The 20,073-nt window shown below is 67.1% G+C and carries 20 protein-coding genes; 9 read left to right on the forward strand and 11 right to left on the reverse strand.

Annotation, left to right across the window (positions count from 1 at the left end; genetic code table 11):
• Positions 1-23 precede the first annotated feature (23 nt).
• The 3 genes from OG976_RS26470 to OG976_RS26480 are packed head-to-tail and all read left to right on the forward strand — an operon-like array spanning position 24 to position 3,119.
• Positions 24-524: a gluconokinase gene (locus tag OG976_RS26470; RefSeq protein WP_328355963.1), complete on the forward strand. Its 501-nt coding sequence runs from the start codon at positions 24-26 to the stop codon at positions 522-524.
• Positions 521-1,957, forward strand: a complete 1,437-nt coding sequence (locus tag OG976_RS26475; protein WP_328355966.1) for a GntP family permease — start codon at positions 521-523, stop codon at positions 1,955-1,957. The genes OG976_RS26470 and OG976_RS26475 overlap by 4 nt, the downstream gene beginning before the upstream one ends.
• 43 nt (positions 1,958-2,000) lie before the next feature.
• Positions 2,001-3,119, forward strand: a complete 1,119-nt coding sequence (locus tag OG976_RS26480) for a LuxR C-terminal-related transcriptional regulator (protein ID WP_328355968.1) — start codon at positions 2,001-2,003, stop codon at positions 3,117-3,119.
• 13 nt (positions 3,120-3,132) lie between these two features.
• On the opposite strand, the gene OG976_RS26485 is transcribed toward OG976_RS26480, so the two are convergent.
• On the reverse strand, positions 3,133-3,642 hold the full coding sequence (locus OG976_RS26485; protein ID WP_328355971.1) for a hypothetical protein: 510 nt from the start codon (positions 3,640-3,642) through the stop codon (positions 3,133-3,135).
• A 190-nt stretch (positions 3,643-3,832) separates the two neighbouring features.
• On the opposite strand from OG976_RS26485, the gene OG976_RS26490 reads away from it, so the two are divergent.
• Positions 3,833-5,164, forward strand: a complete 1,332-nt coding sequence (locus OG976_RS26490) for an NAD(P)/FAD-dependent oxidoreductase (protein WP_328355973.1) — start codon at positions 3,833-3,835, stop codon at positions 5,162-5,164.
• Between the two features lie 21 nt (positions 5,165-5,185).
• Here OG976_RS26490 and OG976_RS26495 read toward each other — a convergent pair whose 3' ends face one another.
• The 3 genes from OG976_RS26495 to OG976_RS26505 all read right to left on the reverse strand — a co-directional run bounded on the left by OG976_RS26495 (position 5,186) and on the right by OG976_RS26505 (position 7,287).
• Positions 5,186-5,716, reverse strand: coding sequence for an RDD family protein (locus OG976_RS26495; RefSeq protein ID WP_328355976.1), 531 nt, complete (start codon positions 5,714-5,716; stop codon positions 5,186-5,188).
• A 90-nt stretch (positions 5,717-5,806) separates the two neighbouring features.
• Entirely contained in the window at positions 5,807-6,613 is an 807-nt protein-coding gene (locus OG976_RS26500) for a DoxX family protein (RefSeq protein WP_328355979.1), read from the reverse strand.
• A 101-nt stretch (positions 6,614-6,714) separates the two neighbouring features.
• Positions 6,715-7,287 carry a TetR/AcrR family transcriptional regulator gene (locus tag OG976_RS26505; protein ID WP_328355982.1) on the reverse strand — a complete coding sequence of 191 codons (573 nt, stop codon included), beginning with the start codon at positions 7,285-7,287 and terminating at the stop codon, positions 6,715-6,717.
• Positions 7,288-7,369: 82 nt separating this feature from the next.
• On the opposite strand from OG976_RS26505, the gene OG976_RS26510 reads away from it, so the two are divergent.
• Positions 7,370-8,050: a class I SAM-dependent methyltransferase gene (locus tag OG976_RS26510; RefSeq protein ID WP_328355985.1), complete on the forward strand. Its 681-nt coding sequence runs from the start codon at positions 7,370-7,372 to the stop codon at positions 8,048-8,050.
• Here OG976_RS26510 and OG976_RS26515 read toward each other — a convergent pair.
• From OG976_RS26515 to OG976_RS26525, 3 genes are read right to left on the reverse strand one after another with little or no spacing between them, the layout of a single operon-like run.
• Positions 8,040-9,116: a prenyltransferase gene (locus OG976_RS26515; RefSeq protein WP_328355988.1), complete on the reverse strand. Its 1,077-nt coding sequence runs from the start codon at positions 9,114-9,116 to the stop codon at positions 8,040-8,042. The genes OG976_RS26510 and OG976_RS26515 overlap by 11 nt on opposite strands.
• Positions 9,100-9,831: a class I SAM-dependent methyltransferase gene (locus OG976_RS26520; protein WP_328355991.1), complete on the reverse strand. Its 732-nt coding sequence runs from the start codon at positions 9,829-9,831 to the stop codon at positions 9,100-9,102. The genes OG976_RS26515 and OG976_RS26520 overlap by 17 nt, the downstream gene beginning before the upstream one ends.
• Positions 9,825-11,099, reverse strand: coding sequence for a glycosyltransferase family 4 protein (locus OG976_RS26525; RefSeq protein WP_328364042.1), 1,275 nt, complete (start codon positions 11,097-11,099; stop codon positions 9,825-9,827). Before OG976_RS26525 ends, OG976_RS26520 begins: the two co-directional genes overlap by 7 nt.
• A gap of 189 nt (positions 11,100-11,288) precedes the next feature.
• Between OG976_RS26525 and OG976_RS26530 the strand changes: the two genes are divergently transcribed.
• Positions 11,289-12,020 carry an MBL fold metallo-hydrolase gene (locus OG976_RS26530; protein ID WP_328355994.1) on the forward strand — a complete coding sequence of 244 codons (732 nt, stop codon included), beginning with the start codon at positions 11,289-11,291 and terminating at the stop codon, positions 12,018-12,020.
• Here the strand turns inward: OG976_RS26530 and OG976_RS26535 are convergent.
• Positions 11,989-12,702: a FadR/GntR family transcriptional regulator gene (locus OG976_RS26535; RefSeq protein ID WP_328355996.1), complete on the reverse strand. Its 714-nt coding sequence runs from the start codon at positions 12,700-12,702 to the stop codon at positions 11,989-11,991. The two genes, OG976_RS26530 and OG976_RS26535, sit on opposite strands and share 32 nt — an antisense overlap.
• 146 nt (positions 12,703-12,848) lie before the next feature.
• On the opposite strand from OG976_RS26535, the gene OG976_RS26540 reads away from it, so the two are divergent.
• Positions 12,849-14,138: an Ig-like domain-containing protein gene (locus OG976_RS26540; protein WP_328355998.1), complete on the forward strand. Its 1,290-nt coding sequence runs from the start codon at positions 12,849-12,851 to the stop codon at positions 14,136-14,138.
• Between the two features lie 3 nt (positions 14,139-14,141).
• Here the strand turns inward: OG976_RS26540 and OG976_RS26545 are convergent, their stop codons facing one another.
• A complete protein-coding gene (locus OG976_RS26545) occupies positions 14,142-17,072 on the reverse strand; it encodes an aminotransferase (protein WP_328356001.1) in 2,931 nt (976 codons plus the stop codon).
• An 85-nt stretch (positions 17,073-17,157) separates the two neighbouring features.
• Here OG976_RS26545 and OG976_RS26550 point away from each other — a divergent pair, with 85 nt between their 5' ends.
• On the forward strand, positions 17,158-17,715 hold the full coding sequence (locus OG976_RS26550) for an isochorismatase family protein (protein WP_328356004.1): 558 nt from the start codon (positions 17,158-17,160) through the stop codon (positions 17,713-17,715).
• Positions 17,715-18,503, forward strand: coding sequence for a ketosteroid isomerase family protein (locus OG976_RS26555; protein ID WP_328356006.1), 789 nt, complete (start codon positions 17,715-17,717; stop codon positions 18,501-18,503). The genes OG976_RS26550 and OG976_RS26555 overlap by 1 nt, the downstream gene beginning before the upstream one ends.
• 11 nt (positions 18,504-18,514) lie before the next feature.
• On the opposite strand, the gene OG976_RS26560 is transcribed toward OG976_RS26555, so the two are convergent.
• A complete protein-coding gene (locus OG976_RS26560) occupies positions 18,515-19,333 on the reverse strand; it encodes a DUF1206 domain-containing protein (protein ID WP_328356008.1) in 819 nt (272 codons plus the stop codon).
• A gap of 59 nt (positions 19,334-19,392) precedes the next feature.
• Positions 19,393-20,049, reverse strand: a complete 657-nt coding sequence (locus OG976_RS26565) for a DedA family protein (RefSeq protein ID WP_328356010.1) — start codon at positions 20,047-20,049, stop codon at positions 19,393-19,395.
• Between the last annotated feature and the right edge of the window lie 24 nt (positions 20,050-20,073).

Here is a 20,073-nt window from a genome sequence, read left to right on the forward strand (position 1 = left end):
CGCACAGCAGGGTAAACGCAGGCATGACCTCACCGATCGTGGTCATGGGGGTGTCCGGTTCGGGGAAGTCCACCGTCGGCGCCGCCCTGGCCCAGCGGCTGCGCGTGCCCTTCGCAGATGCCGATGACTTCCACCCGCCGGCCAATATCGCCAAGATGACGGCAGGTCAGGCCCTCGACGACGAGGACCGCTACCCGTGGCTGGAAGCCATCGGCCAGTGGTTGGCCGATCATCCCGACGGCGGCGTGATGAGTTGTTCGGCACTCAAGCGCACCTACCGCGACCAGTTGCGCCAGCACTGCTCAGACGTCAGGTTTCTGCATCTGAGCGGATCACCCGACGTCATCGCCCGTCGCCAGGCGAGCAGACCGGGCCACTTCATGCCCGCCTCTCTGCTGGCATCCCAATTCGCCACCCTCGAACCCCTTGACGACGACGAACGCGGCATCGCCGTCGACGTCGACCAGAGCATCGACTCGATCGTCGAGAGCTACATGTCCCGCACGACAGGAGAGAACGCATGAATCAGTCCGGCATTCTTCTGGCCGAAGCGCCGAAGCTCGCGCAGCCGGTGGCCTCCGGATGGCAGCTCATCCTGGCCTTCCTGGCCGGAATCGCAGTCATCGTCGTGCTCATCACCGTCGCCAAGCTGCATCCCTTCCTGGCCCTGATCTTCGGTGCCCTGACCGTCGGAATCGTCGCCGGGGAAAACCTCGAGAAGGTCCTCAAGTCGTTCGCCGACGGCTTCGGCACGACCGCGGCCGGGGTCGGCATCCTGATCGCGCTCGGCGCGATGTTCGCCAAACTCCTGGCGGATTCCGGCGGAGCCGACCAGATCGTCGACACCATCGTCGGGCATGCATCGCCGCGGGCGCTGCCCTGGGCGATGGCGTTGGTGGGGGCCATCATCGGGTTGCCGATGTTCTTCGAAATCGGTCTGGTGCTGTTGATGCCGGTGATCTACCTCGTCTCGCGGCGTTCCCAGTTGTCCCTGATCACCGTCGGAATACCCGCCCTGGCAGGGCTTTCGGCGATGCACGGTTTCGTGCCGCCGCACCCCGGCCCGCTCACGGCCATCAACCTGCTCGGTGCCGACCTCGGGCTGACCCTCGCACTCGGTGTCGCAGTGGCGATCCCGACGATCATCGTGGCCGGGCCGCTGTTCGGAAAGCTCGCCGGACGCTGGGTCGTCGTCGATGCTCCCGACACCTTCGCGCCCGACGAGTTCGCCGCGCGGCGTGAGGGTCCCGGCGCCGCGCTCGCCACCGACGAAGACCGGCAGCTGCGCCGCCCGTCGTTCGCCATGACCATGTTCAGTGTTCTGCTGCCCGTCGTCCTGATGCTGGGCAAGGCGTTGGTGGACATCTTCATCGACGACGAAAGCCAATGGTTCCGAGTGACTTTCGATGTCCTGGGCACGCCGTTGGTGGCCTTGCTGATCGCGGTGATCGTCGGCATGTTCACCCTCGGAGTCGGGGCCGGGATGACGCGTAGTCAGTTGACGACCTGCATCGAGTCCGGTCTGCCTCCGGTGGCCGGCATCATCCTGATCGTGGCGGCCGGCGGCGGCTTCAAGCAGGTGCTGGTCGACAGTGGGATCGGCACGCTGCTCGCCGACTGGGCCAAGGACGTCAACATCTCGGTGATCCTGCTGGCCTGGCTGCTGGCGGTGCTGATCAGGCTGGCGACCGGCTCGGCGACGGTGGCGACCATCACCGCGTCGTCGCTGATGCTCGGACTCGTCGAGGGTCTCAGTAGCCCGCAGGTGTCGCTGGTCGTGCTCGCCGTCGGCGCTGGGTCGCTGTTCTTCTCCCACGTCAACGACGCCGGCTTCTGGTTGGTCAACCAGTACTTCCGGCTCAGCGTCGGTCAGACCATCAAGACCTGGTCGATCATGGAAACGGTGCTGTCCGTGAGCGGCCTGGTGGTGGTACTGCTGCTCGGTCTGGTGATCTAGCGCTTCTCTGATCGCGGTCCCGGGCAGCTGTTAGCGTCCCAATGTGAACCGCGTAGGCAGCGAACCGCAGATCGATGCGCTGGCGGGTTCACTACCGGTGTGGCCGGACAATCCACCGGCCAGTCCACGGGCGCAACAACGTGCCGCCCTCGACGACGAGCTGGCGGACCTGGAGGAGCTTCTCGGCCGTCTCACCGCAACTGCCGCACCCGAGTTGACGGCGGCGGTGCGCGCACTGGCCGACGTGCACGAACGTCGTGACCAGGTGGCAGACGCCCAGCTCCGGGACCGGCTCGACGTCTTGGACCGGGTGCAGAAGGCACTGTCGTACCTGCGCCGAATGCCCAGCGCCGAGGCGATCATCGCCGCCGCCCCGCGGCAGGCCTGCGAAGCATGCGGCTTCGATCGTGCCGTGCTCTATCGGTTGCGCGGCAAAGAGCTGCTGGCCGAATCATTCTGGATCGCCGGTGATCCGACCGCAGCCGCGCGGTTGCTCGCGTTCAGCCGCGAGCATCCCGCCGAACTCACCGCCAGGGTCCTCGAATCCGAGATGATCCGGGGTCGCAAGCCGATGGCGATCCAGGATGCCCTCGGCAATCCGCGGGCGGTGACCGAGTTGGTCGAAGCCTACGACACCCATTCCTATGTCGCGGCGCCGATCATGCCGGAGGGCAGGGTCATCGGCTTCCTGCACGCCGATCATCGACTCAAGCCGCGCCGGGTCGACGACTTCGATCGTGACAGTCTGTGGGCATTCGCCGAGGGCTTCGGGCACGTGGTCGAGCGGGCCCAACTCGCCGATCGCCTGCGCGCCCAGGGCGACGAACTCCGGCGGTTGCTGCAACGCACGGATGCCGTCGTGGCCGAGTACCTGGATGCGGAAGTAGAACTCGTGCGCGGCGATTCAGCGGGCGCGAGCGCCTCGAGCGCGACCACCGCGATCCTGCCGCCGATCGACACTGCGATCACCGGGCAACTGTCCAAACGCGAGCTCGAAGTTCTCGCCCTGTTGGGCACCGGGGCATCCAACGCTCACATCGCCGCGCGGCTGGTGATTGCCGAGGACACCGCGAAGTCACACGTGAAGCGGATTCTGCGAAAACTCGGCGCTGCCAACCGTGTCGAGGCAGCGACCATCTGGCTCAAAGCGCAGCAACCGTGACCGGCTGCCTCCTCTAATCGCCAAGTTGCGCATCGACGGCCGCGGGAGCTTTCCTGACCAGGGAGCGCCACGCGATCATGGCCAACACGACCATCACAATGACGATGCCGACGTAGAAGAGAAAGAACGGGATGCGGTTCGTCAGTGGACCGCCGAAGTAGAGTCCGCGGCTGTTGGGGAACAACGCGTCGAACAACGAGGCGACAGAGAACATCCACCCCACGCCGATCATCCCGATCGAGACCCGCCGTAGACCCTTGCCGCCGAAGGGCAGCAGTGGCAACAGCAGTGCCAGGATCCACAGGATCAGACCGTTGATGATGGCTTCCAAATGCGACATCCGCCAGGCCTTCTCGCTTCCCGGCAGTTTGACGTCGAACACCGGGAACGGCCACACATCGATGCGGCCCAGGAGAACGAACAGAAAACCGAACCCGGCGACCCCGCCCAGGAAGATCAGCAAGGCACCATGACCGATCAACAGGCGCTGAGTATTTCGGATGGCGGAGGGTTGTTGTGTCATCGCTGTCCTTGGCTTGTCGGGACCGGGGCGCTGCGTGCCGGGCTCCATGGTGCCGATCCGATCTTCGTATGCACGCTGAACAAAGCCCTTTCACTCCGAATGGCTACAACGTGTACCACTTATGGCGAAGAAACCGGTCTGCGGCCCGATCTACGTTGTGGGGCAAGCTCGTGAGCGAGAGGCCGATTCGATGAATTCAGTAGCGCAGCATCTCGATACCGATTACCTGATCCTGGGTGCCGGCGCCATGGGCATGGCGTTCGCCGACGTGATCCTCAACGAGGATCCCGCGGCGCGCATCGTCATCGTCGACCGGCGCGCCAACCCGGGAGGCCATTGGAACGATGCCTACCCGTTCGTACGGCTGCATCAGCCCGCGGAGTTCTACGGCCTGAATTCCACGGCTCTGGGCCAGGGCGGAGCCGACCTGAGCTCAGGCCCGGAGATCGTCGCCTACTTCCGTAGGGCCATGGACGCATTCCTGGCGACCGGCCGGGTCACGTTCCTGCCGATGAGCGAGCATCAGGGCGACGGCAGGGTCGTGTCCACGGTCGATGGTGATCGGGTCACCACCGTCACGGCCAGGCGACGCATCGTCGACGCCACGTTCATGAATGTGACCGTGCCCTCGGTGTGCCCGCCGCGCTACTCCGTCGACCCCGGCGTGAACCTCATACCGCCCAATGGCCTGGCCCGGATCGGTCGACCGCCGCAACGCTACGTGGTCATCGGGGCCGGAAAGACCGGGATGGATTCGATCTTGTTCCTGCTGGACAACGGGGTTGCCCCGGAGCGGATCCAATGGATCATGTCGCAGGACGCGTGGCTTCTCAACCGTGCGGCGATGCAACCGGGAATCGTGCTCGACACGGTCGTGTCGATGATGCAGAGCTTGGTCGACGCGGCGAGTGCCGATGACATCTTCCTGCGGCTGGAGCGCCAAGGCCTGATCTTTCGGCTCGATACCCACACACTGCCGACCAAGTGGCGCTGCGCAACGGTGGACGCACCGGAATTGGGCAAGTTGCGCCGCATCGACACCATCGTGCGGATGGGCCGTGTGCAACGCGTCGGCAGCGGTGAGATCCTGCTCGACCGAGGAAGCGTCGACGTCCTCGCCGACAGCCTCTTCGTCGACTGTTCGGCCGACGGGTTGGCCAAAGTTGCTCCGCAGCCGCTATTTTCGCCCGGCCGCGTCACATTGCAGCCGATCTTCATGTGCCAGCAGACCTTCAGCGCGGCGTTGATCGCTCACCTGGAGTTACTCAAGGGCAGTGACGAGCGCCGCAACCGGATCTGCACCCCTGTCCCGCACCCGCAGCTCAAGGAGGACATATCCGCTCAGCTGGTCACCACTGCGCAGAACATGATCAACTGCAACCGCCACATACCGGTCTGGCTGCGGCGCAGCCGACTGTATCTGGGGCACCACTGCACGCCGTCGCGCTACCTGACCGGCTCGGCCAAGATCCTCCTGCTGCAGCGCCGAGCCGTCGCCGCCATGAATCGGGTCGGCTCGTGAGCCGCCGAGGTCAGGGCGACGTCAGCCCTTGACCACCTGGGTGCCGCCGGCGAGTTCATCGTGCTTGCCCTGCTTGGTCGGGCTGTTGTTGATCGTCACCGCGATGACGATGTAGGCGATGAACGCGAAAAGGCCGCCGATGTAGGGGATCACCGACAGCAGGGTGAACGAGTTGCGGATCGCCGACTGCTGAACGTTCGGTTTGGGTGCCCCACCGGGGCCGTGGACCGACAGCCCGAGAAGCTTCTTGGCCGGCGTCCAGCCCTGCGTGACCTCGAAGATCACGAAGTAGGCGAACGTCAGCAGGCCCGAAAACAGGCCGGTGACAAGGATATTGCTCGTCGCGTGGAAGATCAGCGCCAATACGAAGGCGACGATGTTGACGAAGATTCCGTCGATCAGGCGGGCCGCGAACCGCACACCGAGGCCGCCCGGCTGGCCGTAGGGGCTAGGCGGCGGATAACCGCCCGGCTGGCCGTACTGACCCGGCGGAGGAGGCGGAAAGCCCTGCGGCTGCCCGTAGGCGTTGGGGTCGTAGTCACCCGTCGTCATCAGATCTCCTCGGTGCCGATGTCATGGGGCACCCAATCTACCCCGCAGACCGGCCGAGATCTGAGCCTTCGCCGCGCCGCGATCACAACCTCAGCGCTTGGCCAGCCGCCTGGCTCGCGACCGGGTGGTACCGGCCAGCTCGCCGCCCTGCTCACGCGCCGCATCGGCGATCTCCGCGCTGCGTTCGCGCGCCACGTCGGCCAGGTCAGCACCGCGGTCGCGCGCCACCTCGGCGAATTCGGCGCCGCGTTCGCGGGCGACCTCGGCCAGCTCGACACCGCGCTTGCGTGCCGCCTCCAGGAAGGGGGCGGTCCGTTCACCCGCGACCAGGGCGAGCTCGCGGCCGCGTTCGGCGCCGGCCTGCAGCCCGTGGCCGACCTTGTCGGCGAATTCGCCGTCCAGCAGTGCCGTGTTCGAGCCGGGCAGCGTCGCAGCGACCGCCTCGCTGACCTTGTGTGCCGCCCGGCGGCCACGCCAGCCCAGCGACGGCTTACCCGCGGTATCGGCGGAGGCGATGATCAGACCACCGAGCAGGCTGATGTCGGTCATGAACTCCCGGCGCTTCTGCGCCTTGCGCTGCTGGTCGTTCTCGTTCCAGAACATGTGCGCGCCGAGGTTGGCCGGAATCACCGTGGCCGCCAGGGCCGCCGAGGCCAGCCGCGGGAGCCGGCCGGTGGCCAGCAGCAGCCCGCCGCCGATCTGCACCGCGGCCGTCACCTTCGCGAACGTCTCCGCATCATCGGGAACGCCACCGCCGATCGGGTCGGGAAGTCTCTGCAGTCCCTCCAGCGTCGGACGGGCGGCGTCGGCTGCCAGCTTCGGACTGCGCAACGCATCGATACCCTGGCCGATGAACACGGCCGCCAGCATGGGACGGGCCACTCTGCGAATCAACATGGCGCCGGTGTTCCCGGCCGCGCCGCTGGCCAAACCCGTCGAGGCCCAGCTTCAGTGTTGGGTCCGGTGCCGGGCCCTGCCGAGACGAGTTCGACGGCTTCTCAGCTCAGCAGCATTCGCGCGGAACGTTCGAGCTTCGAGGAGATCTCGGTATAGGAGGCATAGCCCATTCCGGCGCGCACCAGGGCGCCCGCGTACAGCTGCTCGAGAGATTCGACGATCTCTGAATCTGGCTGTGCGCCAAGGGCTGTGCACAACCGGTGGTGAATCTCCCTGCCGATGCGAAAGCGCAGGTGCTCGACGTCGGGATCCTTGCCCAGCAGCGCGGTGGTCACCGCACCGGCCAGTTCAGGTTCGTCGGCGACCAGCAGGGCGATGTTGCGCAACACCACCACCACACGATCCACCGGATCGGCGGAGTCGAACGGGGGAGCGGGCGTCGACGCCATCCGGCGCCAGAACACCTCGGCGACCAAATGCTCTTTGGACGAGAAATAGGTGTATGCCGTGGCCGCGCCCACACCGGCCTCGGCGGCGACCATCCGAATTGTCAGTCCGGCGAAACCTTCTCGGCTCAACACCTCCACCGCAGCACGGCCGAGGCGTTCCACGGTGGCCGCCTGCTTGGCTGTCAACCGGCGCCGTGTCGCTTCGCGAGCTACCGGTTCAGACACATGTCCGGACGCTACTACAACGCATACCGGTCGACAAGATGCGCGCTGGCCATCCGGCATGGCGACACGATAGGTTCAGAGCATGAGCCGTACCGAGACTGCGCTTGCCGCGCAAACTTCCCGACTGTTTGATCTGGCCGACGAAGTGATCGGGTTCATGCCCGCCGACGAAGGCCGCGCGCTGTTCGACGCGGCGACGCGCTACCTCGATCACGGGGTTGCGGTGGAGATCGGTACCTACTGCGGCAAGTCCACTGTCCTGCTCGGCGCGGCAGCCGCCGCGAGCGGCAGCGTGCTCTACACGATCGACCACCACCACGGGTCCGAAGAGCACCAGCCCGGGTGGGAGTTCCACGACACCTCGATGGTCGACCCGGTCAGTGGCCGCTTCGACACGCTGCCCACCTTCCGTCGCACGCTGGATGCCGCCGGGCTCGACGACACCATCGTGGCCGTGGTCGGTAAGTCGCCGGTGGTCGCGCGCGGGTGGCGTACTCCGCTGCAGATGTTGTTCATCGACGGCGGTCACAGCGAGACCGCCGCCCAGCAGGACTTCGACGGTTGGGCCAAGTGGGTCTCGCCCGGCGGCACGCTGGTCATCCACGACGTCTTCCCCGACCCGCGTGACGGTGGCCGGCCGCCCTACAACATCTATTGCCGCGCACTGGAATCCGGTCATTTCACCGAGGTGAGCGCGTTCGGTTCGTTGCGGGTCCTCGAGCGCACCTCCGGATCGGCTGGCGAGGAACCCGTCAGCGCCTGACGCACTCACAGTCGTAGTCGCCCTCGAGTCCGCGGGGCAGCTCGGCTGCACGGAAGATCCCACTGCCGCCGGTGGTGACCGACAGCGCGTCGGCGGCCAGGATCACCGCCGCGCCGGTCCAGGTGGTCCGCTCCACCGGCCAGCGTTTGCCGTCGGAGAAGACCAGCCCGGTCCAGTACGAGCCGTCGGCTTCCCGGAGGTGCTGCATGGCACCGAACTGAGTCAGTGCGCGGCGGCGTTCACCCATGGCGTCCAGCGCCATGACGAATTCGCAGGTCTCCGCACCGGTGACCCAGGGCCGGTCGTCGACGCACCGGATACCCAGACCGTCGACGACGAACTCGTCCCAGCGGTCGGCGATGCGCGAACTGGCGTGTGAGCCGCGAACGGCGCCACCGAGAATGGGGTAGTACCAGTCCATCGAGTGGTGCGGTTTCTCGGTGAAGGAATCCGGGTGCTCGCTGATCGCGTGGCCCAGCCGGCCGAGCGCCACCTCCCACTCGGGCTGCGGGTCGTCGACGAAGTCGGCCAGTGCGAGTGCGCACCGGATGCTGTGGTAGACGCTGGCGCATCCGGTGAGTAGCGCCTCGGGCAGCGGCCCGGAAGGGCCTTGGGCCCAATAGATTTCGCCTGTGCCGGCTTGGAGTTCCAAGACGAAGTCGATGGCCGCGCGGACAGTCGGCCACATCTGCTCGCCGAACTGGCGGTCACCGGTCACCAGCACGTGGTGCCAAATCCCGGTGGCGATGTAGGCGCAGAAGTTGCTGTCGCTGTTGGCGTCCTCGATGACCCCGCGGCGGTACTGGATGGGCCATGATCCGTCGGCACGCTGCTCGCGCCGGCACCAGTCATAGGCGGCGCGTGCGGGCTCGGTCAACCCGGCCGCGCTCAAGGCCATGGCGCACTCGACGTGGTCCCAGACATCGGTATGCCCGGTCTCCGACCACGGGATCTCACCCGACGATTGCTGCACCGCGGCAATGGATTCCGCGGTCTGGCGGCACTGTTGCGGAGTGAGGATCCCGGCGATGCCGGGCACGCCGTCGAGATCAGGTTGCCGTGCCATCGGTCACCGGCTTCTCGAAGTAGAGCGCGACACTCTTGCCCACCACGGGGTTGAGTGCGGACTCGGCCACCCTGGTCAGCGCGGGCCTCGACATCATGTCCCAGACCAGCAGCTTGTGATACGCCTTGACCGCCGGATGTTCCGGCTTCTCCACGCCGACAGCACATTTGAGCCACCAGAACGGTGAATGCAACGCGTGGGCATGATGGGAGTGGGTGAACGTCAGGCCGCCCCTGGTCAGTTTGGCGCGCAGTTCGTCGGCCTTGTAGATGCGGATGTGACCGCCCTCGTTGGCGTGATACTCGTCGGAGAGCAGCCAGCAGACCTTCTCCGGAAGCCACCGGGGCACGGTCACCGCCAGGGAACCGCCTGGTTTGAGCACGCGGATCAGTTCGGTGATCGCGGCGTCGTCATCGGGGATGTGCTCTAGGATCTCCGAGGCGATCACGCAGTCGAAGCTGCCGTCGGGGTAGGGCAGGGCCAGCGCGTCGCCGACGACGACCTGGGCCTTGGCGGACTCGGGTGCCTCGCCGGCCTCTCCCATCGCCTGCAGCATGGTGTCAACATTGGCCAGTTCCTCGGCGTCCTGGTCGAAGGCGATCACGTTGGCGCCGCGGCGGTAGGCCTCGAAGCTGTGCCGCCCGGCGCCGCATCCGACGTCGATGACGTTGCTTCCCGGCCCCACGTGCAGCCGGTCGTAGTTCACCGTCAGCATGGTTCGTCGACCACCTCGATGTCGGAGTGGACCCGCCCGGTGCGGGCGATCGCGTGTTCGTATACCCGTACTGTCTGCGCGGCTACCGACTCCCAGCTGAACACGTCGAGCGCGCGGCGCCGGCCGGCGGTGCCGAGCCATTGCCTGCGCTCCGGAGAGCTGAGCAGGCGGTCCAGGGCGAAGGTGAGTTCACCGACGTCGCCGGGCTTGACCAGGTCGGCGCACTCGCCGTCGGCTCCGAGCACCTCGGGCAGCGCCCCGGCCCGGCTGGCCACGATCGGCGTCCCGCTGGCCATCGCCTCCACCGCCGGAAGCGAGAAGCCCTCGTAGAGCGACGGGATGCAGGCGATCTCCGCGGAGGCGAACAGCTCGGCGAGCTCGGCGTCGCTCAGTGCGCTGGAGATGTGCACGATGTCGGAGATGCCGAGCTCGGCGATCAGCTTCTCGGTGGGACCGTTGGGCTCCAGCTTGGCGACCAGCTGCAGCTGTAGGTTGTCGTGCTCAGCGCGCAGCCGGGCGACTGCCTGCAACAGGTGACCGATGCCCTTCAGTGGCCGGTCAGCGCTCGAGATCGCGATGATGCGCCCCGGTACCCGCGGCAGGTCGTGCGGTTTGAACAGTTCGGTGTCCACACCCAGGGGGACAACCCGCAGCTGCTGCGGGCTCACGCCGAAGTCGTCGGCGATGTCGGTGGCCGACGACGACGAGACGGTCAACAGATCGGGAATGTTGCGGGCAACCCTCTTCTGCATCTGGGCGAAGCCATACCACCTGTGCACCAAGGGCTTTCGCCACCACTTCGCGGCGGCGAGGTCCAGTACCCGGTCGCGGGTTATCGGATGGTGCACGGTGGCCACCACAGGCAGTCCGCTCGCGGCGATCTTGAGCAGCCCGGTGCCCAGGCACTGGTTGTCGTGCACGATGTCGAACTCGCCGCGGCGCTGCGCCAGCAGCCGGGCGGCGCGCAGGCTGAAGGTGCGCGGCTCGGGGAAGCCCGATGTCCACATGGTGGCCAGTTCCAGCAGGTCGATCCCGTCGCGGATCTCGCTGGGCCGGGGAACCCGGAAGGGATCCGGCTCGCGGTAGAGGTCCAGGCTCGGAACTTCGGTCAGCCGGACTCGTGGATCGAGGATCTCGGGGTAGGGCTGACCGGAGAAGACCTCCACCTGGTGGCCCAATTCGACCAGTCCCCGGCTCAGGTGACGGACGTAAACGCCCTGCCCACCGCAGTGTGTCTTGCTGCGATAGGACAGCAACGCAATTCGCATGGTCATGCTCCTGAACTGTCCGTGATCGACGCGGCCGGGTTACCCGTCAGGCTCGCATGTGTCATGGTTGAGGTATCCGGACATCGGCGGCGAGCTGTCTGGACATGTGTCTGGACTATAATTCGATTAGCTACATGTTGCAACGTAAGTACTGGGCGAACAGCTCGGCCAGCGACTATTTTCAGCCCTATGTACTACGAGTGGGAATGGCCGGCCCAGGGTGTGTACCGATGTCGGTTGCCGTTCCTCGACGTCACCGTCGGTCTGGTTCAAGGCCGCGACAAGGTTGTCCTGATCGACTGCGGGACAACGCTTTTAGAAGCAGCTCAGCTCAGCAGCGACATCGCCGACATCACCGGTGCGGCGGTCACCCACATCGTGATGACCCATCATCACTTTGACCACATACTGGGAGCGCCGGGTTTCCCAGCGGCCCTCAGCTACGCGCCACCGGCCGTCGCGCGGGCCCTGACCACCGGGATCGGTGAGGTTCGCGCCCATGCCCTGCAGTACGGGGCGGACGTGGGTGAGCTCGACCGGGCGATCGCCGCGGCTCGGCCGCCCGACCACATCATCACCGAGGCCGACCTCGATCTCGGTGACCGAACCATCCACGTCGAACACCCCGGCCGCGGCCACACCGACCACGACCTGGTCGTGGTCGTCGCCCCGGTCGGTGCCCAGGAGCCCACCGTGGTCTTCTGCGGTGACCTGGTCGAGGAATCCGCCGACCCGGCGATCAACGCGGAGTCCGACGCGCGGGCCTGGCTGGGCACCCTGGATCGTGTTCTCGCACTCGGCGGTCCGGACGCGGTGTACATCCCTGGACATGGCGCGGCCGTCGACGCCACGTTCGTGCAGCGCCAGCGAGACTGGCTGGCAGCCCGCGCTATTCCTGCCCGTCCGGGGCCAACAGATTGATCAGCGGTGACAGCGACCTGTAGGCGATAGCGGCGGACAATTCGGCGTCGCGCTCGGTGATTGCCGCGGCAAGGTCCAGATGTATTTGCCGGTCCATGAACGCTGCGGCGTCGAGATTGACGTAGAACTCGCGCCCCAATTCGTCGATCGATCGGACGAGGGTGTTGAGGGCAAGCCGATAAGTGATGTTGCCGGAGCCGACGATGATCGCGGTCCACAAGATCAGGTCCGCGTCACGGAAGATGTTCATATCCCCTGAGGTCGGATAGTCCGCCGCGGCGGCGGACACCGCAGCCAGTTGCTGTTCGTCGGCCCGCAGTGCGCACAGCCGGGCCGCATGTGTTCCGACCGTACGGCGCATGATTGCTGTGTCGAGTACGGCTGAGCCCAGCGGTACCACTCCGGCCGCAGTCAGGGCGGCCAACATGTCCAGCCCGGCGTGGCTGCGCCAGTCCAAGACGATGGTCTTTCCGCCTTGGCCGATCCGCACCAGTCCCGCTTGCTGCAGCCGCTTGAGTGCTTCGCGCACCGAATGCCGGTTCACCTGCAGGGTCAGGGCGAGTTCGCGTTCGGAGGGGGCGGGCTGGTCAGCGGGCCACCGGCCGCTGAGGATCTCCTCGACCAGACGGGTGAACACGTTGCCGGACACGGTCGCACGGGCAGGAATGGGGGGCAGTTCCACCCATTCACCTTCTCACCTCGCGGGCGTGGCAGAACCCCGGCCGACCATTTTCCGCACTGGTTGAACCAGTTGCGAATTTCGTGTTATTTTCTCCGGCGTAATTTGCTGCGCGGTCCTGCGCGGTCCTACTGCCCACGGGGGAACACATGTCGATGTCGCGGATTGGTGCTGGAGTCGGGAGCGCAGCCTTCGTGCTCGGCTTGTCGATCGTCGGTCCGCAGGCAATGGGAGTGGCCGCGGCCGACACGGGGGACTCGGATTCCTCGGCTGTCAGCCATGCCACCGCGGGATCACAGCGGTCGTCGGCCGGGTCGGCGCGGCCGCGCCACAAGGCTTCGTCGGCGCTGAGCGCCGCAGGGGTGCGGCCGGCCTCGGGAGTTACATCTGCCGGAAGCAGGCATGCCGCCGCCGCTGCAGCGACCACGTCCGGTGCTGCCGATGAGTCCGCCGACGCGCTGCAGGTCACGAGTTCCACCCACGGTCGTTCGGCCAGGTCGATTGTCACCAGTGCGGCAACGGCGAACTCCGCTGAGGCCACCACCGGCCAGTCTGCTTCTGTCGACAACAACGCAGTCGTTGTGACCCAATCTCATTCGGCAACGGCCGCCGTCACGGCCTCGTCGTGGGGATCGTTGTTCTCGCCGCAGGCGGCTAACGTCGCCGTCAACGGCTGGCTGGATTCGGTTCAGGGATTCCTCACAGGACTGGGCAAGAACCCGATCACCGATCTGTTGCAGGGAGCTTTGCTGCTGGTGCGCCGGAACCTCTTCGATCAGACCCCGACCGCGAAATCGTACGAATACGCGCTCCGGTCCGACGGTGGCTTGGTGGGCGCCTTCAATGTGGTCGATCCCGAGGGCGCCACGGTGACCTACAAGCTGACCGGGGAACCCACGAACGGCGTCGCCACAGTCAACTCCGACGGAACCTGGACCTACACCCCGGGAACGGATTTCGTCTACGACTCCTTCAAGGTCACTGTCGATGACGGCGGGTTCAACATCTTCGACCCCACCGCGGGTCGCCGAGAGGTCACCGTGCGAGTCGGCACCGACCCGAATGCGCCCGTCCAGGGAATCGGGACGATCACCAAGTACATCAGGAACGACACGGGCCTCGCGCTGATCAACGCCTACTACGGTCCCCGCTATCAGGGCACCTACAACGGCATCGTGTCCGGCCCGCCGGACAACTTCGTCCTGCAGCCCGGTGACTACGCCGTGTACGAGACGGAGTGGAACATCTTCTCCGGCGACGCCTACGACGTGGTGATGTCGTGGCGCGCCACCAGCAATAGCCAGTACCTATGGACCGTGGACTACCAGTACGAAGGCACCGGCACCGCCAACTTCATGTCTTGCTCCCTGAGTTCACAGCCCTGCAATGTCGGGCGGGATGCTCCGAACGCCTACCTGCTCCCGCCGGTGACCGTCTAGCGGTCACCAGCCGGTCGACAGCACCCGATCCAGGGTGTCGACGAAGAAGTCCGCCGACTCGCGGGTGATGCACATCGGCGGCTTGACCTTCAGCACGTTCTGCCGGTCGCCGGTGGGTTGCACGATGACCCCGAGTTCGCGCATCCGCTCGCAGATCGCGGAGGTCTCCTCGGCGGCGGGCTCCAGCGTGGTGCGATCCCGCACCAGTTCGATGCCCATATAGAGCCCGCTACCGTGCACGGTGCCGATCAGCTCATGCCGGGTGGCCAGGGCGTCGATGCGGGAGCGCAGGTGGTCGCCGATGGTCAGCGCGTTCTCCTGCAGACCCTCCTTCTCGATCATGTCGAGGACGGTCAACCCGACCACGCAGGACACCGGGCTGCCGCCCGCCGAGGAGAAGAAGTAGCCCTGGGTGCGGTACTTCTCGGCGATCTCACGGGTGGTGATCACCGCCCCCAGCGGCTGGCCGTTGCCCATCGCCTTGGCGACGGTGACGACGTCGGGAATCACGTCCTGCTGCTGGAAGGCCCAGAACCAGCGGCCGGTGCGGCCGTAGCCGACCTGCACCTCGTCGGCGATCGCCAGACCACCGGCGGCGCGGACCGCCGCGTACACCGCGCGCAGGTACCCGTCTGGCAGCGCCATCCCGCCGGCATTGCCGTAGAACGGCTCGCAGATGAACGCTGCCGGTGGATGTCCTTGAGCTGCAAGGCTTTCGATGATCGCGACGGCCTCGGGCGCGTACTTGGCGGCGTCCCGGCCGCGGTAATCGCCGCGGTAGGCGTTCGGCGACGGCACGGTGTGCACCCACGACGGGCGGGTCTCCAGCGCGTTCGGGTTGTCGGCCACCGACGTCGACACCGCATCGGTGGCGTAGGTCCAACCGTGGTAGGCCTCGGCCACCGCGACGATGTCGTGGCGGCCGGTGGTGGCCATCGCCAGCCGCAGCGCCAGATCACCGGCCTCGGAACCGGAGTTCACCAGGAACACCGTGTCCAGCGGGTCGGGAAGGGTGGCGGCCAGCCGCTCGGAGAGTTCGACCACGGCGCCGTAGTTGAACCGCGAGTTGGTGTTGAGGCGGCGCCATTGGCGCGACACCGCGTCGGCCAGCACCGGATGCCCGTGGCCCAGGATCGCCACGTTGTTGACCATGTCCAGATAGCTGCGACCGTCGGTGGCCAGCATGTGCTCGCGCCAGCCCCGCTCGATCTGGGGCGGGTTGAGGTAGTAGTGCTCCTGCACGCTGGCGAACGAATCGGCCCGCCGGCGCCACAGGGCCTCGCTGTCGCCGGCTGACGCCGCCGACGGCGTCAACCCGAGCAGGGGAGAAGGATCGAACACCAGGCTCAGCCAGCCCGCCGAGTACTCCGGGCGGACGAAGTCGGGCACCACGGCGTCGGGCTGGCGGCGGCCCTGAATCCAGACGCGTCCCTCGATGACGCCCAGCGGCGCCCCGGCGGCAATGGTCTGGCCGGCCCGCAGTCCGCCGTCAACACGCACCGCACCACGCACTTCGACAGAGCCAGCCGTCCCGGTCACGACGACGGTATCGGCGGTCGCGGTCTCGACTACGCCGGACCACGGCGCGGTCAGCGTCAGCGGCGTGCCCGGCCACAGGTCCACCCCGGTGGCCACGGTCGACGGCGACTCCGCACTCAACGTCACCGACCGGCTCACCCGAGGCTCGCCGAAGGAGGTAACCACCGCCTGGGCGCCGCCGGCCAGTGCCTCGGCCGCGACAGTGGCCTCACACTCCGGATCCAGCCAGGCGCCGGCGTCCACGGCATCGGACTCGAGCGACAGGTCCAGCCGAACCACCGAGTCGGAGTCGAGACCGCCCACCAACGCCGTTTCCGGGGTCACCGGATCGGCCGGGTGCGCAGCGCCGAGGCGATCGCGGATCAGGGCCGTCATCACCTCGATCGGCACCTCGGTGGCGCGTTCGAAGATCCGCCACTCGAAGTCCAGTGCGCTTGTGGCGTACTCGTTGTCGGTGTCGATGCTCGCCTGGTGGATGCCGCTGACCACCAGCACGGCAGCGCGCAGCACGACCAGCGGCCACAGCGCCTCGATCTCGGCTGCCGACAGGGGGCGCACCGCGTGGAACGCCGCGACGGCGGGCAGCGTGGCCACCGGTTCGCCGCCCTCGTGGCGCAGCAGCGAGGACACCGCGATGGCCAGTTCGGCCACCGTCCATGACCGGGTGAGGTCGCCGAGATCGATGATGCCGTCGGGCATCCGGGCGCCCCCGTGCGGGGTGCACACGACGTTGTCGTCGGTGACGTCGCCGTGGATCACCTGGACCGGGAGGTCCTCGGCGAGATCGGCGACCACGTGCCAGGCCGCCGCGGCGGCGGCCTCGATCGTCTCGCGGCGGTGGCTGTCGGTGACGTGGCCGGCCAGGAACTCGACGGTGCGCTGGGCGTAGCGCAGATCCCACTGCAGGATGCGGTCGACGCCGGGATGCTCGAAGCCCGCCAGGGCGCGGCACGTGCGGCCGGCCAGCGTGCCCAACGCGGCGGCTTGTTCCGGCCTGACGTAGCCGTCGCCGCTCAAGGTGCCGCCGGACAGGTGGGCGATGATCCGGCCGAAGAGCGCTGAGCCGTCCCCGGAGCGCAGCTCGGCGATCGGCGGGTGGCCGGGCAGCTCGATGTTGGTGGCGGCCCGCACACCGGGTTCGGTGTCGCTGATGTAGGCCGCGGCCGCGTCCTGCGCCTCCAGCTCGATGCGGGAGAAGGCCGGGTTGGCGATCTTGAGCACGCCGATCTGCTCACCGCCGGCGCCGGTGAGCAGGAAGTTGGCATCCTGCTGGCTGCCCAGCGCGGTGACCTCGGCGTCGACGCCGAAATGCTGCTTGGCGATGTCGCGGGCCTGCGCGTCGGTGATGGCCGGTACCGGCAGTTCCTCGGCTTGGAAGAAGTCGAAAAGTGTCATCGCTACTCGGGCATCCTCGTCTGGCGGTTCGGCGGTCTCACTGTACTGCGGTGACCCGCGGTCGATTCGCCGATACGGTGGCAGCATGCGGGCGCTGATCGTCGTCGATGTACAGAACGACTTTTGCGAGGGTGGGTCACTGGCGGTGGCCGGAAGTGCGACCGTGGTGCGGGCGATCAACGCCCTGCTGGCCGGCGACCACGGCTACGCCCACGTGGTGGCGACCAAGGACTTCCACGTCGACCCAGGCGGTCATTTCGCCGACGAACCCGATTACGTCGACACGTGGCCGCCGCACTGCGTCGCCGGAACTTCGGGCGCCGAATTCCACCCGGAACTCGACACCAGCCAGATCGAGGCGGTGTTCCACAAGGGCACCTACACCGCCGCCTACAGCGGGTTCGAGGGTGCGGCCGACGACACCGCTCTCGAGGACTGGTTGCGCCGCCGCGGTGTGGACGAGGTCGACATCGTCGGCATCGCCACCGACTACTGCGTCCGCGACACCGCTGACGATGCCGCCGATGCCGGCTTCACCACCCGGGTTCTGCTCGACCTGACCGCCGGAGTCGCCCCGGCTACCACGGATGCAGCACTCGACGTGATGCGCAGCCACGGAGTCGAACTGGTGCACACTGCCTGATGTCAGAGTCTCGCTCGGAACTTGTTGCCGCGGTTAATCGTTCGCCGCAGGCGGCTGCTGCGCACGACCGCGCCGGATGGGTGGGGCTGTTCACCGACGACGGCCGCGTCGAGGATCCGGTCGGGTCCAAGCCGCACATCGGGCCGCTGCAGATCGGGCGGTTCTACGACACGTTCATCGCGCCTCGCACCATCGTCTTCGAGCACGACGCCGACATCGTCTGCGGTTCGGCCGTGATCAGGGACGTGGTGCTCGAAGTCGGGATGGGGCCGGCGGTGACGATGCGCATCCCGGCGGTCTTGCGCTACGACATGCGGCCGGTCGCCGGCGAGTGGAAGTTCGAAAGGCTGCGGGCCTATTGGGAGCTGCCTGCGATGGTGCTGCAGTTCATCGGCAACGGTCTGGCCGCCGGTCCGCAGAGTGTGGCACTGGGCCGCGCCCTGCTGGCCAATCAGGGGCTGCGGGGTGCGGTGGGCTTCGCGACGGGATTTCGCGGACCCCGGTTGCGGGGTAAGAAGACGGTGCGCGCCTTCCTCGACGCCATCGCCGTGGGTGACGAGTTGCGGGCCAGGCGGGCGCTGACCTCCGGTGCGACCATCACCCGCAGTGACACCGCGTTGAAGTTCGGCGCGTTTCGCGACGAACTCCAGCACCGCCGGCCGACGAAGATCCTCGTTGCCGGGTCGTCGGTGGCCGTGTCGATGTCGGGGCCGTCGCCCGCGGTGGTGGTCGCGGAACTGGACCGCAGTGGCCGCGCGATCAGCCGGCTCAGCTATTTCACCGAGTGACTCACCCGGGCCTACATCCGCGCGAAGCGCGCCAACACGAAACAGTAACCGCCGTAGGCGGCCAACCCCAGCGCTGCCGCGACAAGCAGAACCCTGCCAAACGGAGCCTGGCCCAGGCTCTTGACTGCGGCATCCAGGCCGGCGCCCTTGGCGGGATCCGAGGTCAGGGTCGCCACGACGAGCAGAACGCCGGCACCGCCGAGAACCAGACCCTTGGCGGCATACCCTGCGGTGCCGAGAACCGTCACCGCAGTTCGCCCGGACACCTTGAGGTCGTCCTCGAACTTCTGCGACACCCCTTTGTAGACGTGGTAGCCGCCGACGGCGATGATCGCGATCGCCGCGACCAGCAGCACGGCCTTGCCCCAGCCGGACTGGAGCAGCCGGGCCGTCAAGCTCGCATTGTCGGCGCTGTTGGACTTGCCGCCGCCGGTCGCGAAACGCACTGCGGTGAGCGCGATTCCGGCGTAGACGACCGCCAGCGCGATCGACTTCCCACGTTTGACGAGCTTCTTGGCGCCCTCATCGCGGTCACCGGGTTCGTTGGGATGCGATCCCACCACGCTCTCGGCGAGGCGCCAGCACGCCAAGCCCACCAGCCCGACGGCCACCACCCACAACGCCACTGCGCCGCCGCGCTGGGCGGCCAGGGTGGCCAGCGCACCGGACTGGTCGGCGTTGCCCGCCGAACCGAACGCCAGTCGCACCACGATGTAGGCGATGAGCAGGTGGAGCACTCCGCTGACGGCGTAACCGACCCGGGCGGTGGTCTCGAACGCACTATTGTCGGTCACCCGGTCCACAGTGCCCTGCACCGTATTGTCGGCCATGGCAATTGGGCTTCCCCGCAAGCCCGGCCCGCAAACCGTGCCGACGCCCACGCGTCACCTCACTTCGCGTGGCGCAGTGTCTCCCAGTCGTGCTCGGACTCGAGTTGGTCGATCAGCGCTCGGGTGCGCTCCTTGAGCAGCATGGTCATCCCGACGCCGATGATGATCGCGATCACCAGCGCCACCCAGGAGAAGCGGGACAACCACTTCTCGGCGGCTAGCCCGAGGAAGTACACCACTGCGGTGGTACCGCCCGCCCAGCAGATCGCGCCGGTGGCGTTGGCGGCCAAAAAGTGTGGGTAGCGCATCCGAAGCGCCCCGGCCAGCGGGCCGGCCAGGATCCGCAGCAGTGCGATGAAGCGGCCGAAGAACACCGCCCACACACCCCAGCGGCTGAAGAGTTGTTTGGCCAGTGCGACGTGGCCGGGCCCGAAGTGTTTCGGGAATCGCTTGGCGAGCCGCTCGAACAACGGCATGCCGAAGCGCCGGCCGATGGTGTAGCCGATCGTGTCACCGATGATGGCGCCGATCGTGGCGGCCGCCGCCACCCACACCGGCGAGATATCCAGTGTGTGCCGTGAGGCCAGCAGAGCCGCGCTGACCAGTGCGATCTCACCGGGCAGCGGGATGCCCAGGCTCTCGATGCCGATGATGAGACCCACCACCAGGTACACCGCGAGCGGCGGGATGGACTCCAGAATCGACTCGACGTTCACCCGCCAAGGATAAGGGTGCCGGGG

Source organism: Mycobacterium sp. NBC_00419, from assembly GCF_036023875.1.
Classification (GTDB): domain Bacteria; phylum Actinomycetota; class Actinomycetes; order Mycobacteriales; family Mycobacteriaceae; genus Mycobacterium.

Coding starts and splice junctions, on each gene's coding strand:
- OG976_RS26495 (WP_328355976.1), bottom strand. CDS start 5,716: ATGACGACGGGTGACTACGACCCCAACGCCTACGGGCAGCCGCAGGGC.
- OG976_RS26490 (WP_328355973.1), top strand. CDS start 3,833: ATGAATTCAGTAGCGCAGCATCTCGATACCGATTACCTGATCCTGGGT.
- OG976_RS26555 (WP_328356006.1), top strand. CDS start 17,715: ATGTCAGAGTCTCGCTCGGAACTTGTTGCCGCGGTTAATCGTTCGCCG.
- OG976_RS26485 (WP_328355971.1), bottom strand. CDS start 3,642: ATGACACAACAACCCTCCGCCATCCGAAATACTCAGCGCCTGTTGATC.
- OG976_RS26510 (WP_328355985.1), top strand. CDS start 7,370: ATGAGCCGTACCGAGACTGCGCTTGCCGCGCAAACTTCCCGACTGTTT.
- OG976_RS26475 (WP_328355966.1), top strand. CDS start 521: ATGAATCAGTCCGGCATTCTTCTGGCCGAAGCGCCGAAGCTCGCGCAG.
- OG976_RS26500 (WP_328355979.1), bottom strand. CDS start 6,613: ATGTTGATTCGCAGAGTGGCCCGTCCCATGCTGGCGGCCGTGTTCATC.
- OG976_RS26470 (WP_328355963.1), top strand. CDS start 24: ATGACCTCACCGATCGTGGTCATGGGGGTGTCCGGTTCGGGGAAGTCC.
- OG976_RS26560 (WP_328356008.1), bottom strand. CDS start 19,333: ATGGCCGACAATACGGTGCAGGGCACTGTGGACCGGGTGACCGACAAT.
- OG976_RS26550 (WP_328356004.1), top strand. CDS start 17,158: ATGCGGGCGCTGATCGTCGTCGATGTACAGAACGACTTTTGCGAGGGT.
- OG976_RS26545 (WP_328356001.1), bottom strand. CDS start 17,072: ATGACACTTTTCGACTTCTTCCAAGCCGAGGAACTGCCGGTACCGGCC.
- OG976_RS26540 (WP_328355998.1), top strand. CDS start 12,849: ATGTCGATGTCGCGGATTGGTGCTGGAGTCGGGAGCGCAGCCTTCGTG.
- OG976_RS26520 (WP_328355991.1), bottom strand. CDS start 9,831: ATGCTGACGGTGAACTACGACCGGCTGCACGTGGGGCCGGGAAGCAAC.
- OG976_RS26530 (WP_328355994.1), top strand. CDS start 11,289: ATGTACTACGAGTGGGAATGGCCGGCCCAGGGTGTGTACCGATGTCGG.
- OG976_RS26515 (WP_328355988.1), bottom strand. CDS start 9,116: ATGGCACGGCAACCTGATCTCGACGGCGTGCCCGGCATCGCCGGGATC.
- OG976_RS26525 (WP_328364042.1), bottom strand. CDS start 11,099: ATGCGAATTGCGTTGCTGTCCTATCGCAGCAAGACACACTGCGGTGGG.